This is a genomic window from Pseudorhodoferax sp. Leaf265 (assembly GCF_001422365.1).
Taxonomy (GTDB): Bacteria; Pseudomonadota; Gammaproteobacteria; order Burkholderiales; family Burkholderiaceae_C; genus Pseudorhodoferax.
The window spans coordinates 63927-80145 of record NZ_LMMT01000017.1 but is presented as its reverse complement, the minus strand read 5'-3'; the positions used below and the strand labels follow the sequence as shown (position 1 = coordinate 80145).

The 16219-nt window shown below is 69.5% G+C and carries 14 protein-coding genes; 9 read left to right on the top strand and 5 right to left on the bottom strand.

The genetic code is table 11. The features are described from left to right. Window positions 1-132: 132 nt before the first annotated feature. On the bottom strand, window positions 133-852 hold the full coding sequence (locus ASF45_RS16970; RefSeq protein ID WP_235580945.1) for an IclR family transcriptional regulator: 720 nt from the start codon (window positions 850-852) through the stop codon (window positions 133-135). 84 nt (window positions 853-936) lie between these two features. Next, complete coding sequence (locus ASF45_RS16965) at window positions 937-1761, bottom strand: TauD/TfdA family dioxygenase (RefSeq protein WP_056664988.1); 825 nt, start codon at window positions 1759-1761, stop codon at window positions 937-939. Window positions 1762-1973: 212 nt separating this feature from the next. Between ASF45_RS16965 and ASF45_RS16960 the strand changes: the two genes are divergently transcribed. Continuing rightward, window positions 1974-2951 (top strand): tripartite tricarboxylate transporter substrate binding protein, encoded by a 978-nt coding sequence (locus ASF45_RS16960; protein ID WP_235580944.1) that lies wholly within the window; start codon window positions 1974-1976, stop codon window positions 2949-2951. 229 nt (window positions 2952-3180) lie between these two features. On the opposite strand, the gene ASF45_RS16955 is transcribed toward ASF45_RS16960, so the two are convergent. From ASF45_RS16955 to ASF45_RS16945, 3 genes are all read right to left on the bottom strand, one after another. After that, window positions 3181-5016: a M61 family metallopeptidase gene (locus tag ASF45_RS16955; RefSeq protein ID WP_082551075.1), complete on the bottom strand. Its 1836-nt coding sequence runs from the start codon at window positions 5014-5016 to the stop codon at window positions 3181-3183. Between the two features lie 39 nt (window positions 5017-5055). Next, window positions 5056-5805 (bottom strand): DsbC family protein, encoded by a 750-nt coding sequence (locus ASF45_RS16950; protein WP_056664986.1) that lies wholly within the window; start codon window positions 5803-5805, stop codon window positions 5056-5058. 76 nt (window positions 5806-5881) lie between these two features. Beyond that, window positions 5882-7030, bottom strand: coding sequence for an FAD-dependent monooxygenase (locus tag ASF45_RS16945; RefSeq protein ID WP_056664983.1), 1149 nt, complete (start codon window positions 7028-7030; stop codon window positions 5882-5884). 65 nt (window positions 7031-7095) lie between these two features. Here ASF45_RS16945 and ASF45_RS16940 point away from each other — a divergent pair, with 65 nt between their 5' ends. The 8 genes from ASF45_RS16940 to ASF45_RS16905 all read left to right on the top strand — a co-directional run bounded on the left by ASF45_RS16940 (window position 7096) and on the right by ASF45_RS16905 (window position 16219). After that, entirely contained in the window at window positions 7096-8007 is a 912-nt protein-coding gene (locus tag ASF45_RS16940; RefSeq protein ID WP_056664980.1) for an MOSC domain-containing protein, read from the top strand. Between the two features lie 19 nt (window positions 8008-8026). Next, the gene (locus ASF45_RS16935; RefSeq protein ID WP_056664977.1) at window positions 8027-9376 is read left to right on the top strand and encodes a cache domain-containing protein; all 1350 of its coding nucleotides are present in this window, start codon (window positions 8027-8029) and stop codon (window positions 9374-9376) included. Beyond that, window positions 9373-9996: a response regulator transcription factor gene (locus ASF45_RS16930; RefSeq protein WP_056664974.1), complete on the top strand. Its 624-nt coding sequence runs from the start codon at window positions 9373-9375 to the stop codon at window positions 9994-9996. The genes ASF45_RS16935 and ASF45_RS16930 overlap by 4 nt, the downstream gene beginning before the upstream one ends. A gap of 108 nt (window positions 9997-10104) precedes the next feature. Further along, the gene (locus tag ASF45_RS16925; protein ID WP_056664972.1) at window positions 10105-12162 is read left to right on the top strand and encodes a carbon starvation CstA family protein; all 2058 of its coding nucleotides are present in this window, start codon (window positions 10105-10107) and stop codon (window positions 12160-12162) included. Between the two features lie 73 nt (window positions 12163-12235). Continuing rightward, window positions 12236-12457 carry a YbdD/YjiX family protein gene (locus ASF45_RS16920; protein ID WP_056664969.1) on the top strand — a complete coding sequence of 74 codons (222 nt, stop codon included), beginning with the start codon at window positions 12236-12238 and terminating at the stop codon, window positions 12455-12457. Between the two features lie 46 nt (window positions 12458-12503). Further along, window positions 12504-13595, top strand: coding sequence for a redox-regulated ATPase YchF (gene ychF, locus ASF45_RS16915; protein WP_056664966.1), 1092 nt, complete (start codon window positions 12504-12506; stop codon window positions 13593-13595). 118 nt (window positions 13596-13713) lie between these two features. Further along, a complete protein-coding gene (locus tag ASF45_RS16910) occupies window positions 13714-15150 on the top strand; it encodes an aldehyde dehydrogenase family protein (RefSeq protein WP_056664963.1) in 1437 nt (478 codons plus the stop codon). Between the two features lie 19 nt (window positions 15151-15169). Next, complete coding sequence (locus ASF45_RS16905; protein ID WP_056664960.1) at window positions 15170-16219, top strand: alcohol dehydrogenase; 1050 nt, start codon at window positions 15170-15172, stop codon at window positions 16217-16219.

The window sequence follows — 16219 nt, the reverse complement described above, 5'->3', positions numbered from 1 at the left end:
AAACGACTTTGCGCCGATGATAGTGCGGGTTCCCGTGTGAAAGTAGGTCATCGTCAGGCTCCTACAGCCGAAAACGCCCCAACCTCCAAAAGGTTGGGGCGTTTTTATTTGTGCCGACGATTCGCTGCGTATTCAGAGATTCCTGAATTGGCGTGCGACCAGGCTGCAGGTGGTGACCAATTGCTGAGCGCAGGCCAGCACACTGGCCTGCATGCGGTGTTTGGGACCTGCCAGACCGATGGCAAGGGTTTCGCGGCCGGCGGTGAAGAAGGCGGCAATGGCCCATACATCCTGGACGTTTTCGCCACGCGTCTGAAAGAAGCCGGCCTGCCGGCTTTGCAGCACGTCGGCCACGAGGCGGTCCGGATCGCAGATCGTCGCGGGCGTCACGCGCGGCAGGCTCTGGTCTGCAGCCCACCTGCGCAGGTCCGCTTCCTTTTGTGCGCCCAGCAGGGCCTTGCCGATCGCACTGGAATGCAGCGGCTTGAGGTCGCCCGGGCTGGCCGAATAGCGGATAGGGTGCAGCCCCTCGAGCACCTGCAGGTACACCACGCGTTCACCTTGGCGTTTGCCGAGAATCACCGTTTCTGTCGAAGCGTCTCGCAATTCCTCCAGTCGGGGCAGCACGTGTTCGAGGAACGGGTCACCGGCCACGATGTCGTGCGCCACGTCCAGCAGGCGCTGCGTCGGGTACAGCGCGCGCGGACGCTCCAACGAGTAGAGATATCCGCGCGCGATCAGCGTGCCGACGATGGCGTGGCAACTGCTCTTGGGCATGCGTGCGGCTGCCGCCAACTCGGTCAGCGACAGCGGCCGCTGGCCCTGCCGAAATACCTCGAAGATGTCGATCACGCGGTCGACCGCACCCCTGCCATCTGCCATGCACGCTCCCGGAAGATCGAAAAATCATCGCACGCTCTTCCATGCACGACGGTCTCAGACAGGCCTGTCGCCCTGGAGCGTGATGCGCTGCATCACGCGACGGTGGCCGTGGTAGTCGTTGACGGGGTTGTGCTGCACGCAGCGGTTGTCCCAAAACGCGATGGCGTTGGGCTCCCAGTTGAAGCGACAGGTGAACTCGGGTCGGATCTGGTGTTCGAACAGAAAGCGCAGCAGCGGCGCGCTTTCCTCGTCCGTCATGCCCACGATGCCTGCCGTGTGCGCGATGTTGACGAACAAGGCCTTGCGGCCGGTTTCCGGGTGCGTGCGCACGACGGGATGCTCGGCCCGGTATTCCTTGGGCGCTTCCTGCTTGCCGTCGCTCTTGATGCGGTCCTCGCGCGTCTTGCTCACGTCGGCCTTGGCTGAACTGCTGATGCCCACCAGCGGCGCCAGCAGCTGCTGCATGGTTTGCGACAGCGCCTCGTAGGCCGCGTACTGGCTCGCGAACAAGGTGTCGCCGCCGTAGGGCGGCACCTGGCGCGACAGCAGCATGGAACCCATGGGGGGCTCGTCGAGATAGGTGGTGTCCGAATGCCAGACGCCGCCGAAGTTGTGCTTCTCATGCTCAAGCTTCTTGACCTCGATGATGGTCGGAAAGCCCTCCAGGCCTTTGACGAAGGGGTACTCCACAGGCTTGCCCATGGCCTGCGCGAACCGCAGGAACTGGGCTGGTGTGAGCTCCTGGTTCTTGATGAAGATGACTTGGTGTGCCAGCAGCGCCTGGCGGACTTCGGCGGCCACAGTGGGCGTCAAGCCGATGGCCAAATCCAGGCCTTGGAGTTCTGCGCCCAGGGCGCCTGCGGTTCTCTTGATCTGCATGGTGGTCTCGCGCGGGTTGCGGTGCCTTGGCACTCTAGCGGCGGCCGCGGTCTGGATGTTCGACGGGCGGAACACCGGCGACTGCGGGGCACCGCGCTGCAAGCGATATCTGCGGCGTGTTCGGCCGGCTGAACAAGGCGGGCCAGGATTTCCCGCTTGAAGGCGCGCCGGGCCGCTGGTGTACTGCGTCGCTTGTCGATTGCGGAGTGCACATGCACAAGAAGATGTTCCTGAAATCGCTGGCTGCCGTGGCGCTGCTGGCCCTGACCACCCTGCCGGCACCCACGCTGGCCCAGACCTACCCCACGCGGCCCGTGAAGATCGTGGTGCCGCAGACGCCCGGCGGTGCCTCGGACGCGCTGGCCCGCATCGTGGGCCAGAAGCTTGCGGAGAAGTGGGGCCAGCCCGTGGTGATCGAGAACCGGGCCGGCGCCGGCGGCAACGTCGGCATGGAGGCTGTGCTGGCCGCGCCCGCCGACGGTTACACGCTGCTCATGACCTATGTGGGCACGCAGGCCATCAACGGCGCGCTGTACAAGAACCTGCCGTTCGATCCTGGGCGCGACTTCGTGCCACTGGCCACGCTGGCCACCGTACCCTTCGTGCTCGTGGCCAAGGCGGGCACGCCCTTCAAGACGGCCGGTGCACTGGCCGACGCCGCGCGCGGCGGCCGCGTGACCTACGGTTCGGCTGGCAATGGCTCGGTCAACCACCTGCTGGGCGAGTTGTTCGCGCGCGCCGCCAAGGTCGAACTCGTCCATGTGCCCTACCGCGGCGCGGCGCCGGCGTTGCAGGACCTGCTGGGCGGCCAGATCGACGTGGTGTTCACGAGCCTGCCCTCAGTGGCTGGTCAGATCAAGACCGCGGCGCTGCAGCCCATCGCGGTCACCAGCGCCAAGCGCGCCCCGGCGTTCGGCAGCATCCCCACGGTGGCCGAGAGCGGCCTGCCGGGATTCGACGTGAACCCCTGGTTCGGCCTGATGGCCCACAGGAACATGCCGCGCGAGCTCGTGGAGCGCATCAACGCCGACGTCAATGCGCTGTTGCGCCAGCCCGAGATGGCGGAGCGCTTCGCGGCCCAGGGGGCCGAGCCCTATGCGACCGCGCAGGCCGAGTTCGCGGCCATCCTTGCGGCCGACATCGAGAAGTGGGGTGCCGTGGTGCGCGCCTCTGGTGCCAGGGTCGATTGACGCTGCCCAAAGAACAGGCAGCGCAGCGCGGGGCCGCATGGGCACTCGCGATGGCGTGGCCGTTCAGCGGCTGTCCCCAGGGATGTCCACAGATGGCAGGGACAATCCGCGCCGCACTCAGAAGCTGTGAATGAATCGATCGCGCCCGGCCCGAAAGGCGAGGCCCTGGGCGCAACGATGGCCATGCAAGTCGGCCGTCACGGGGCCTCGCGTGGTCGTGAGGATTCGTTCACAACGTCTCAGGCGCGAGCCAGGCGTCGACCGGCTGGGCGTTCTGGATCGCCAGGCGCCAGGTCTTGCCGTCCTGCGGCGCCGGCAGTTCCAGCCGCAGGCGCAACAGGCGCTTGTCGCGCGCCACCAGCGCCGTGACGTTGCGCGTGCGGCCGGTGTAGAGCGCCAAGTCGTCCAAGCGGCTCAGGCGCCAGCCTTCGTTCTCGGTCTCCACGCCCAGCCATTCGTCGTCGGCCGCCAGGCCCGCCTGTTCGGCCGCGCCGCCGCGCAGTACCACCTTGACCTGTACACCGTTCTGCTCGCTCACGCGCAGGCCCAGGCGCTGGGCCAGTTGCGCGGGGTCGTCGTGCACGGCCACGCCATGGCGCTCCAGCAGCCCTCGCAGCGGCAACTCGTCGCGACCATGGACCCAGGCGGCGATCTCGGCATCGAAGGGCCGGCCGCCGACTGCGGCCAGGGTCGCGGCGAAGTCGGCCTCGGACATGGGTCCGGCCTCGCACTGCATCCACAGGCGCTGCATCACGGCGTCCAGCGTGCCGCGGCCTTCGGCACGCAGCGTGAGGTCGAAGCACAGGGCCACCAGCGCACCCTTGGCGTAGTAGCTCACGGTGGCGTTGGGTGTGTTGGCGTCGGTCCGGTAGTACTTGACCCAGGCGTCCATGCTGGCCTCGGCCACGGACTGCACCAGCCGGCCCGGCGTCTGCATGACCTGGTTGATGGTCTTGTTGAGCAGCTTCACGTAGCCAGCGTTGTCCAGCAGGCCGCAGCGGCGCAGCAGCAGGTCGTCGTAGTAGCTCGTGAAGCCCTCGAAGAACCACAGCAGCTGCGTGTACTGCTCGGCGTCGTAGTGGTATTGCGCGAACTCCGCCGGGCGCAGCCGCTTGACGTTCCAGGTGTGGAAGTACTCGTGGCTGATCAGCCCCAAGAGCGTGGTGTAGCCCTCACCCTGGCGTGCGGACTCGCCGCCGGCCTCGTCGCGCCGCGGCAGGTCACGCCGGCTGCAGACCAGGGCCGTGGAATTGCGGTGCTCCAGGCCGCCATAGCTGTCGTCCATGGCGTTGAGCAGGAAGACGTAGCGCTTGTGCAGCGGCTTGCCGCCGCCTTGCGCATGCCAGAAGCGGATCTGCTCCTCGCAGATCTTCTGCGTGTCCTGCAGCAGGCGGTTGCCGTCGAAGGAGGGTGGGGCGCCGGCCACGACGAAGCGGTGCGGGATGCCGCCGGCCTTGAAGTCGCCATGCCAGAACGCGCCGAGTTCGAACGGGCAGTCGGCCAGCTCGTCGTAGTCCGCCGCCAGGTAGTGGCCGAAGCCGGCCGCATCGACCTGCCGGGGCGAAAGACCCGTGGCCACGGACCAGCCCGTGGTCTGGCGCGACGCCACGAGCTCCAGCCCATGCGGCTGGGTTTCCTGGCCGTGCACGCGCAGGCACAGGCTGGTGGCATTGAAGAAGCCGCGCGCGGCATCCAGGAAGGCCGTGCGCACGGACGTGTCGTGCGCATGCACGAGGTAGCGCAGCACCAACGGCTTGCCAGGCTCGGCCGTGAGGTCCCAGCTGTTCTTGTCCAGCTGCCGGCAATCCACCACCTTGCGGCCCTGGTGGGCTTCGAGCTGCTGCAGATGCTTGGAGAACTCGCGCACCATGTAGCTGCCCGGGATCCAGACCGGCAGCGAGACGCGCTGCAGCGCCTGGGGGGCCTGCACCGTCAGCGTGATGCGGTAGAGGTGGGCATGCAGGTCGGCCAACTCGACCCGGTAGGCGATGGCCGGCGTGTCGTGGTGTTGGTCTGCGGAGGCGGCTTTGCGCGCCGGCGCGGGAGAGGGAGAAGTCGTCGGCATGCGCCGAGAATACAGGACGCGCCCAGGCGTCCCGTGGCGTCAGGACTTGCGCGAAGCCGCGGTGGCCAGCAGCTTCTCGACCTCGTCCAGCGGCATCGCGCCCGGCACGCGTGTGCCGTCGGTGAACAGCAGCGTAGGCGTGCCCGTGATCTTGTGCTTGCGGCCCAGCGCCACGTTGCGCGCCACCGGCGCAGCGTCGCACTCGGCCGACGGGATCGCCTGGTTGCGCACCATCCAGTCCGACCAGGTCTTGGCCTGGTCCTTGGCGCACCAGATGTGCTGGGCCTTCTGCACCGAATCCGCGCCCAGGATGGGATAGAGGTACAGGTAGATCGTCACGTTGTCGATCTTTTCCATGTCGCGCTCGAAGCGCTTGCAGTAGCCGCAGTTCGGGTCCACGAACACCGCCATCTTGCGCTTGCCGTCGCCGCGCACGAGCTTGAACGCGTCCTTGAGCGGCAGGTCCTTGAAGTCCAGCGCCGTGAGCTTGTTGACGCGGTCTTCGGTCAGGTTGCGGCGCTGCTGCGTGTCGAAGATCTGGCCCTGCAGCAGGAAGTTGCCCTGCGCGTCGGCATAGACGATCTCGGCGCCGGCCAGGCGCACCTCGTAGAGGCCGGGCAACGGGCTGGCCGTGACCTCCTCGATGGCAGGCAGCTGCGGCAGCCGCTCGACCAGCACCTTGCGGATGGTGGCTTCGGCGTTGGCAGGTGTGCCGGTCGCGGCGGGGGCGGGCGCCGCAGCCACCGCCGGAGCCTCGCTCTTGCCGCAGGCGGGGAGCAGCACGGCCATGGCCAGTGCAGCGAGGGCGGCCTGCGGCCGGGGGAATGGAGTCTTCACGTGCAATCCTTCTGCAATGCCGGCCTGCTCAGCCGTTCACACCCATGGCCTGGCGCGCCACCCAGCGCTTGAGCGGGCCGCTGCGCTCGAAGCCGTTCATGCCCCAGTTGCGCAGGCCCTGCCAGGCCGGCGCATTGTGCGCGAACAGCTGTTGCAGGCCATCGGTGGCCAGGCGCATGCCGGCCAGCGCGGTCTTGCGCGCGCGCTCGTAGCGGCGCAGCACGCGCAGGTCGCCCACGCTGCGCCAGCCGTCGCGCGTGCGCAGCTGTGCCACGAGTTCGGCCACATCGCCCAGCCCCAGGTTCAGGCCCTGGCCGGCCAGCGGGTGCACCGTGTGCGCGGCGTCCCCGGCCAGCGCCCAGGAGCCGGCCAGGCCCTGGGCCGGTCCTTGGGCACCGACGAAATGCCGTGCCTGCGCCAGTTGCAGCGGCCAGGCCGCGCGCTCGCCGACCACCTGCAACGTGCCCAGCGCGCCCTGGCTGATCTGTTCCAGCGCCTGCGTGAAGGCCGCATCGTCCAGCGCCAGGCTGGCGGCGGCGCGGTCCTGCGGCACCGACCAGACGACGGCCACCTGCTGCCCTTCGGCGCCACCCATGGGCAGGAAGGCCAGCACCTCGCCCTGCAGCAGCCACTGGCGTGCCACCTGGCCATGCGGCCGCTCGCATTGCAGCCGCGTGGCGATCGCGGTCTGGCCGTAGGCATGGGTGTCGTAGGCCACGCCCAGTTCGGCGCGCGTGCTGCTGGCCCTGCCTTCGCAGACCACGGTCAATGCGGCGGATGCGGGCGGCTGCGTCAGCACCTCGATCTGCGGCTGGTAGCGCACCGCCTCGGCCAGGCGCTTTTCCAGCGCAGCGACATCGACGATCCAGGCCAGCGGCATGCCACGGCCCTGGCGCGCGGCGTCGAAGTTCACTTCGCCGCCGTCGTCGCCGAACACCCGCATGGCCTGCACCGCCGTGGCCTCGGCGGGATCGGGCCAGCACCGCAGGCCTTCGAGCAACTGCCGCGAGGCCGCGTTCAGGGCGTAGGCGCGCACGTCGGAGGACTCGCCCTGGCGCGGCGCGGCCGGTTGCACCAGCGCCACGTGCAGCCGCTCGCGCGCCAGCAGCAGGGCCAGGGTGCGGCCGACGATGCCGCCACCGCGCACGCAGATGTCGAAAGTGGAAGGGGAGAGCATCGCGGGATTGTAGAAGTGGGTCCTTGGGCACAATGCGCCCTCCACCGCTCAGCCCTTTGCCCGCCATGTCTTCCGCTTCCGCCGCCGACCTGTCCGCCCGCGATGTCCAGGCCCGCATCGCGCGGCTGTTCGTCTACCCGGTCAAATCCTGCGCCGGCGTCGAGGTCGACGAGGTGCTGCTGACCGAGACCGGCCTGGAATTCGACCGCGCCTGGATGGTCGTGGACGCCGAGGGCCGCTTCGTCACCCAGCGCGAGCTGCCGCGCATGGCGCTGGTCCAGCCCAAACTCAAGCATTCGGAGATGGTGCTGCGCGCGCCCGGCATGCTGGCCCTGCACATCGCGCTGGACGCAGTCGAGGAGCCCTGCGACGTGACGGTCTGGAAGGACCGCGTGAAGGCCTACGACATGGGCGACGTGGCCGCCCAGTGGTTCAGCGACTTCCTGAACAGCGAGCGCCCGGCCGGCACGCCGGCGCAGAAGCTGCGCCTGGTGCGCTTCGACCCGGAGTTCCAGCGCCTGTCCAACAAGCGCTGGACCGGCGAGGTCGATGCGCCCAACCAGTTTTCCGACGGCTTCCCGCTCCTGGTGCTGAGCCAGTCGGCGCTGGACGGCCTCAACGCGCGCCTGGCAGCGGCCGGCCACGCGGCCGTGGGGCTCGAGCGCTTTCGCCCCAACATCGTGCTGGACGGGGTGGACGCGCACGACGAGGACAACTTCGGCGAGCTGCTGATCGCCACCGGCGAGGGCCTGGCCCGGCTGCGCTTGGTCAAGCCCTGCCCGCGCTGCCCCATCCCCAACATCGACCCGGCCACCGCCATCTCCAGCCCCGAGGTCGGCGACACCATGCAGGCCTACCGCGCCCACCCGGCCGTGGACGGCGCCATCGCCTTCGGCATGAACGCCATCGTGCTGGACGGCATCGACTTTGCGCTGCGCCCGGGCCAGGCCGCCGCGGCCGACTACCGCTTCGACTGACCACGAAGGGCTGCGCCCCGTGCAGCTGCGCACCAAGATCGTCACGCTGGCCGCGCTGCCGCTGCTGCTGGCCCTGGTGCTGGTCACGCTTGCGGTGCGCTACCAGGAGCGCGACCTCGCGCTGCGCGAGCGCACGCTGATCGAGCAAAGCCACATGGCGCAGCGTCGCAGCGAGCTGCGCAGCTACGTGGCGCTCGCGCTGAGCACCGTGCAGCCGCTCTACGACAGCGGCCGACAGGACGAGGCCACGCGCACCGAGGCCCTGCGCCGGCTGGCCGCGCTGGACTACGGCAACGACGGCTACTTCTTCGTCTACGACCTGGAAGGCCGCTCGCTCATGCATTCGCGCCAGCCCGAGCTGGTCGGCCGCTCGCTCTGGGACCTGCGCGACTCCACGGGCCGCCACACCATCCAGGACCTGCTGCGCGGCGCGCAGCAGAGCGGTGGGGGCTTCGTCGAGTACGAATGGCGCAAGCCCTCCAGCGAGCAGCTCGCGCCCAAGCTCGGCTACGTGACGCTGCTGCCGCGCTGGGGCTGGATGGTCGGCACCGGCCTGTACCTGGACGACATCCAGGCCACGCTGTCGGCCATGGACCGGCAGATGAACGCCAACGTGGCCGCCACGCTGCTGTGGATCGCGGGCATCGCCGCGCTGTGCCTGGCCGCCGTCAGCGCGGCCGGCCTGCTGCTCAACCTCAGCGAGCACCGCACGGCCGAGGCCAAGCTGCGCCTGCTGGCGCGCCGCGTCGTGCAGTCGCAGGAGGACGAGCGTGGCCACCTCGCGCGCGAGTTGCACGACGGCACCAGCCAGGCGCTGGTCGGCGTCAAGCTGCAGATCGAGTCCTATGTGGACCAGCTGGGCGCGCCCGCGCCGCCGCCGGCCCTGGCCAAGGCCTTGCAGCGCCTGAACGCCGCGCTGCACGAGGTGCGTGGCCTCTCGCACCGGCTGCGGCCCGCGCTGCTGGACCAGCTGGGCCTGCCGGCCGCGCTCGAGCGGCTGGCGCAGGAGTTCGACGACCAGGGCGGCATCCTGGCCGAGGCGGTGGTCGAGGGCAACCCGCGCGAACTGCCGGCCGAGGCCAAGACCGCGCTGTTCCGCGTCGCGCAGGAGGCGCTGACCAACGTGCACAAGCACGCCGCCGGTGCCCACCGCGTGACGCTGGCACTGCGCTTCGACGCGGCCAGCGTGCGCCTGCAGGTGCACGACGATGGCCAGGGCTTCGACGTGCTGGCCGTGCAGGGCGACGCGCGCCGCGGCATCGGCCTGCGCAACATGCGCGAGCGCATGGCGGCCGTGGGCGGCCAGCTGCACCTGCACTCCGAACCCGGCGCCACCACCATCGAAGCCGAACTTCCCACGTCCGCATGACCCAGACCGTCCGCCTGTTCCTCGTCGATGACCACCCGCTCGTGCGCGACGGCCTGCGCGCGCGGCTTGCTTCTGTCCCCTGGATCACGGTGGTCGGCGAGGCCGGGAGTGCGGCCGAGGCACTGGCGCTGCTGGACGCCGCCGCGCCCGACCTGCTGCTCATGGACGTGGGCATGAGGGACATGAACGGCCTGGAATTGGCCGCGCGGGTCCTGCAACGCGCGCAGCCGCCCCACATCGTCATGCTGAGCATGTACGACAACCCCGAATACGTGCAGCAGGCGCTGCAACTGGGCGCGCGCGGCTATGTGCTCAAGGACGCGCCGGCAGCCGAGATCGTCGCCGCCATCGAGGCCGCGGCCGCCGGGGGCACCTTCCTGAGCCCGGCCGTCTCGCGCCGGCTGTTCCGCAAGGCCGAGCCGCGCCCGCTGCTCACGCCGCGCGAGTCCGAGATCCTGGCCGCGCTGGGCCGCGGCGAATCGAGCAAGCAGATCGCGCGTGACCTGGGCCTGAGCGTGCGCACCGTCGAGGCGCACCGCCAGAGCATCAAGCGTCGGCTCGGCATCGACACCTTGCCCGAGCTGATCCGCTACGCGGTGGAGCACACCGGCCCGAAGTAAGGGTTAGTGCTTAGGTGGCCGCGCGTAGGCCACCCACGCGCTGCGACGGATGCGGTATGCGAGCCGCTACGGAACACTGCGGGCCTTCAATTTCGAGGAGACATCCGCATGGACACCATCCGTCGCCACCTGGTATGGCTGGCCGTGGCCGTGGTCGGCGCATTCGCGCTCGGCACCGTGGCCCTCTCGCGCGGCGAGAGCATCAACGCACTGTGGATCGTCACCGCGGCGATCTGCACCTACCTGATCGCCTACCGCTACTACAGCCTGTTCATCGCCGACAAGGTGCTGGGCCTGGACGGCAAGCGCAAGACCCCCGCGCACCGCCACAACGACGGCCTGGACTACGTGCCGACCGACAAGAACGTGCTGTTCGGCCACCACTTCGCGGCGATTGCCGGCGCCGGCCCGCTGGTCGGCCCCGTGCTGGCCGCGCAGATGGGCTACCTGCCCGGCATGCTCTGGATCCTGGCCGGTGTGGTCTTCGCCGGCGCCGTGCAGGACTTCATCGTCCTCTTCATCTCCACGCGCCGCGACGGCCGCTCGCTGGGCGACCTGGTCAAGCAGGAGATGGGCGCCGTGCCCGGCATGATCGCGCTGTTCGGCACCTTCATGATCATGGTCATCATCCTCGCGGTGCTGGCGCTGATCGTGGTCAAGGCCCTGGCCGAATCGCCCTGGGGCACCTTCACGGTGGCGGCCACCATCCCCGTGGCGCTGTTCATGGGCGTGTACCTGCGCTACATCCGCCCCGGCCGCATCGGCGAGGTCTCCGTCATCGGCTTCGTGCTGCTGATGGCCGCCATCTTCGGCGGCCAGGCCGTCAGCGCCGACCCGGTCTGGGGCCCGATGTTCACCTTCGACGGCAAGGCGCTGACCTGGATGCTGATCGGCTACGGCTTCGTCGCCGCCAGCCTGCCGGTGTGGCTGCTGCTGGCGCCGCGCGACTACCTGTCCACCTTCCTCAAGATCGGCACCATCATCGCGCTGGCCATCGGCATCGTCTGGGTCAGCCCGCAGCTGCAGATGCCGGCCATCACGCAATTCGCGCAGGGCAACGGCCCGGTCTGGTCGGGCAACCTGTTCCCGTTCCTGTTCATCACCATCGCCTGCGGCGCGGTGTCGGGCTTCCACGCGCTGATCTCCTCGGGCACCACGCCCAAGATGCTGGACAACGAGCGCCACGCGCGCTTCATCGGCTACGGCGGCATGCTGGCCGAATCCTTCGTCGCCATCATGGCGCTGGTGGCCGCCGCCTGCATCGAGCCCGGCGTCTACTTCGCGATGAACAGCCCGGCCGCGTTGGTCGGCAGCACCCCCGAGGCCGTGGCCCAGACCATCTCCAGTTGGGGCTTCGCCGTCACGCCCGACATGCTGGTGCAGACCGCCAAGGACGTGGGCGAGAGCACCATCCTGGGCCGTGCCGGCGGCGCGCCCACGCTGGCCGTGGGCATGGCGCACATCCTGCACCAGGTCATCGGTGGGCAGGCCATGATGGCCTTCTGGTACCACTTCGCGATCCTGTTCGAGGCGCTGTTCATCCTGACGGCGGTGGACGCCGGCACGCGCGCCGGCCGCTTCATGCTGCAGGACCTGCTGGGCAGCTTCGTGCCCGCGCTCAAGCGCACCGATTCGCTGCCGGCCAACCTGCTGGCGACGGCGCTGTGCGTGGCGGCCTGGGGCTACTTCCTGTACCAGGGCGTGGTCGATCCGCTGGGCGGCATCAACACGCTGTGGCCGCTGTTCGGCATCTCCAACCAGATGCTGGCCGCCGTGGCGCTGATGCTGGGCGTGGTCGTGCTGTTCCGCATGAAGCGCGAGCGCTACGCCTGGGTCGCCATCGCGCCGGCCGCCTGGCTGCTGGCCTGCACGCTGACGGCCGGCTGGCAGAAGATCTTCTCGGCCGACCCCAAGATCGGCTTCCTGGCGCACGCGGCCAAGTACTCCGAAGGCCTGGCCAATGGCGTGCTGGTGGCGCCTGCCAAGACGCCCGAGGCCATGGCCCGCATCGTCTTCAACGACCGGCTGGACGCCGCGCTCTGCGCGCTGTTCATCTTCGTGGTGCTGAGCGTGCTGGTCTACAGCGTCAAGGCCTGCCTGGCGGCGCGCGCGAGCCACCGCCCGACGACGCACGAGACGCCGTACGAAGCGCTGGCGGCGCGATGAGCGCTGCGCCGGGCCGCCCCAAGCAAGCGCGTTCCCTCACGGGGGGACAGGCCGCAGGCCGAAGGGGGCACCCATGACCCTGCAGGAGACGCTGCCGCAGGCCGGGCGCTACCTCGCGCGCTCGGCCCGCGCCGTGGGCCAGTCGCTGCGGCTCATGGTCGGGTTGCCGGACTACGACACCTACCTGTCGCACATGGCCGCGACCCACCCGGACCGCGCGCCCATGAGCTACGAGGAGTTCTTCAAGGAGCGCCTGGAGGCGCGCTACGGCGCAGGCAAGGGCCGTTGCTGCTGACCGCCTAAAATCGCGGGTTCTCCCGAATCCCCTCGAAAGCCCTGCCATGAGCCTCCAATGCGGCATCGTGGGCCTGCCCAACGTCGGCAAGTCCACCCTCTTCAACGCGCTGACCAAGGCCGGCATCGCGGCTGAGAACTACCCGTTCTGCACGATCGAGCCCAACACCGGCGTGGTCGAGGTGCCCGATCCGCGCCTGGCGCAGCTCGCAGAGATCGTGAAGCCCGAGCGCATCGTGCCCGCCATCGTCGAGTTCGTGGACATCGCGGGCCTGGTGGCCGGTGCCAGCACGGGCGAAGGCCTGGGCAACAAGTTCCTGGCGCACATCCGCGAGACCGATGCCACCGTCAACGTGGTGCGCTGCTTCGAAGACCCGAACGTGATCCACGTGGCCGGCCGGGTCGACCCGATCTCCGACATCGAGGTGATCCAGACCGAGCTGTGCCTGGCCGACCTGGCCACGGTCGAGAAGGCGCTGCACCGCCACACCAAGGTCGCCCGTTCGGGCGACAAGGACGCGCAGAAGCTGGTGGCCCTGCTGGAGCGCTGCCAGGCCGCGCTGAACGAGAACACGCCCGTGCGTGCGCTGGACTTCAGCAAGGAAGAGCGCCCGCTGGTCAAGACCTTCAGCCTGATCACGGCCAAGCCCGCCATGTTCGTGGCCAACGTGGCCGAGGACGGCTTCGAGAACAACCCCTTCCTGGACCGCCTGACCGAGTACGCGAACAAGCAGGGCGCGCCCGTGGTCGCCATCTGCGCCAAGATCGAGGCCGAGCTGTCCGAGATGGACGACGAGGACAAGAAGATGTTCCTGGCCGAGATCGGCCAGGAGGAGCCAGGCCTGAACCGCCTGATCCGCGCCGCCTACAAGCTGCTGGGCCTGCAGACCTACTTCACGGCCGGCGTGAAGGAGGTGCGCGCCTGGACCATCCACATCGGCGACACCGGCCCGCAGGCCGCTGGCGTGATCCACGGCGACTTCGAGAAGGGCTACATCCGCGCCCAGACCATTGCGTTCGACGACTACATCGCCTTCAAGGGCGAGCAGGGCGCCAAGGATGCGGGCAAGATGCGCGCCGAAGGCAAGGACTACGTCGTCAAGGACGGCGACGTGATGAACTTCCTGTTCAGCAGCTGAGCTCGGATGCGCCGGTGGCAGTCGCCACCGGGACTGCGTGTGGGCCCGGGTGGCGGGCGGCCGTTGTACTCTCTTGAACGCAAGGGATTCTCAACACCAACCACCAGGAGCAGGGGACATGCGCGACTACCTCAAGTTCTACATCGGCGGCCAGTGGGTCGACCCCGCCACGCCCAAGAGCATCGACGTGATCGACCCGGCCACAGAGCGCCCGGCGGGCCGCATCTCGATGGGCAGCGCAGCCGATGTCGAGCGTGCCGTGCAGGCCGCGCGCAAGGCTTTCGCGAGCTATTCGCGCACCAGTGTCGATGAGCGCGTCGCGCTGCTGGAACGTGTGATTGCCGAGTACAAGAAGCGCTACGCCGACATCGCCGCCGCCATCACCGAGGAGATGGGCGCGCCCGTGGCGCTCGCGCGCGACGCCCAGGCCGCCATGGGCCTGGCGCATCTGAGCATTGCGCTGGCGGTGCTCAAGGGCTACGCCTTCAGGGAGCAGCGCGGCAGCACGCTGCTGGTCAAGGAGCCCATCGGCGTGTGCGGCTTCATCACGCCCTGGAACTGGCCCGTCAACCAGATCGCCTGCAAGGTCGCGCCCGCGCTGGCCGTCGGCTGCACCATGGTGCTCAAACCCTCGGAAATCGCGCCGTTCTCGGGTCAGATCTGGACCGAGGTCATGGACGCGGCCGGTGTGCCGGCCGGGGTGTTCAACCTCGTCAACGGCGACGGGCCCACCGTGGGCGCAGCGCTGTCCTCGCACCCCGAGGTGGACATGGTCTCGTTCACGGGCTCCACGCGTGCCGGTGTCGAGGTGGCCCGCAACGCGGCGCCCACGGTCAAGCGCGTGCACCAGGAGCTGGGCGAAAAGTCGCCCAACGTGATCCTGCCCGACGCGGACTTCAAGCAGGCCATCAAGGCCGGCGTGCGCGGTGTCATGAACAACTCCGGCCAGTCCTGCAATGCGCCCACGCGCATGCTGGTGCCCAACGCGCGCATGGCCGAGGCGCTGGCCATTGCCAAGCAGGTGGCCGAGGCCACCACGGTGGGCGCGCCCGACAGCGGCGCGCAGCTGGGCCCGGTGATCTCCGCCACGCAGTGGGACAAGATCCAGACGCTGATCCACCAAGGCATCGCCGAAGGCGCGACGGTGGTTGCGGGCGGCCCCGGCAAGCCGGCCGGCCTGGAGGTGGGCTACTACGTCAAGCCCACGGTGCTGGGCGGCGTGAACAACCGGATGACGGTGGCGCGCGAGGAGATCTTCGGCCCCGTGCTGACCATCCTGGGCTACGACACGGTGGACGAGGCCGTGGAGATCGGCAACGACACGCCCTACGGCCTGGCGGCCTACGTGTCGGGTACCGACCCCGAGACCACGCGCGACGTGGCCTCGCGCCTGCGCGCCGGCCAGGTCAACATCAACAGCGCGGCGATCGACCTGTCGGCGCCGTTCGGCGGCTTCAAGCAGTCGGGCAACGGCCGCGAGTGGGGCGACCATGCCTTCGGCGAGTTCCTGGAGATCAAGGCCATGTTGGGTTTCGCACCGAAGGCGGCGGCCTGAGGCCGGGAGGATCGATGCCATGCTGAGCTACCAGATCGACACCTTCGGCAAGCCGCTGGCCCAGGTCATCCGCGAGACGCCGCAGCCCCAGGGCAGCGAGGTGCTGCTGCGCGTCGGCAGCTGCGGCGTGTGCCACAGCGACGTGCACCTGCAGGACGGCTATTTCGACCTCGGCGGCGGCAACCGCCTGGACATGGCGCGCGCCATGCAGCCGCCGCGCACGCTGGGCCACGAGATCGCCGGCACCGTGGTGGCCGTGGGCCCCGAGGCCCGCGGCGTGGCCGTCGGCGACCGGCGCGTGGTCTACCCGTGGATCGGCTGCGGCCGCTGCACGCTGTGCACCACCGGCGACGAGCAGCTGTGCAATGCGCCGCAGGCCCTGGGCGTGCACCGCGACGGCGGCTTCGCCGACCATGTCATGGTGCCGCACCCGCGCGTGCTGCTCGACTACGACCCGCTGCCCGAGGACCAGGCCGCCACGCTGGCCTGCTCCGGCCTCACGGCCTACGGCGCCTTGAAGAAGATCGATGCGCCGGGGGCCGATGACGCGGTCATGGTCATCGGCGCCGGTGGCGTCGGCCTGTCGGGCATCCGGCTCGCGCGCGAGCTGTTCCAGCGCCCGCCCATCGTGGTCGAGCTCGACCGCAGCAAGTGGGACGTGGCGCGCGAGGCGGGCGCAGGCGAGCTGATCGACCCGAGCGCAGACGGCGCGCTCAAGGCGCTGCTCAAGGCCACGGGCGGCGGCGTCGCGGCCGCGGTGGATTTCGTCGGCGCACCGGCCTCGTTCGACTTCGGCCTGGGCGCGCTGCGCAAGGGCGGCAAGCTGGTCTGCGTGGGCCTGTTCGGCGGTGCCACGCGCATCGTGCCGGCCATGGTCACGATGAAGGCGGTCAGCGTGGTCGGCTCCTACGTCGGCAGCCTGGCCGAGATGCAGGAGCTGCTGGCCATCGCGCGCGCCGGCCGCCTGCCGGCCATGCCGCTCACGGCCCAGCCGCTGGCGCAGGCCTCGCAGGCCCTGGACGACCTGCGCGCCGGCCGCATCCGCGGCCGCACCATCCTGCACCCCTGA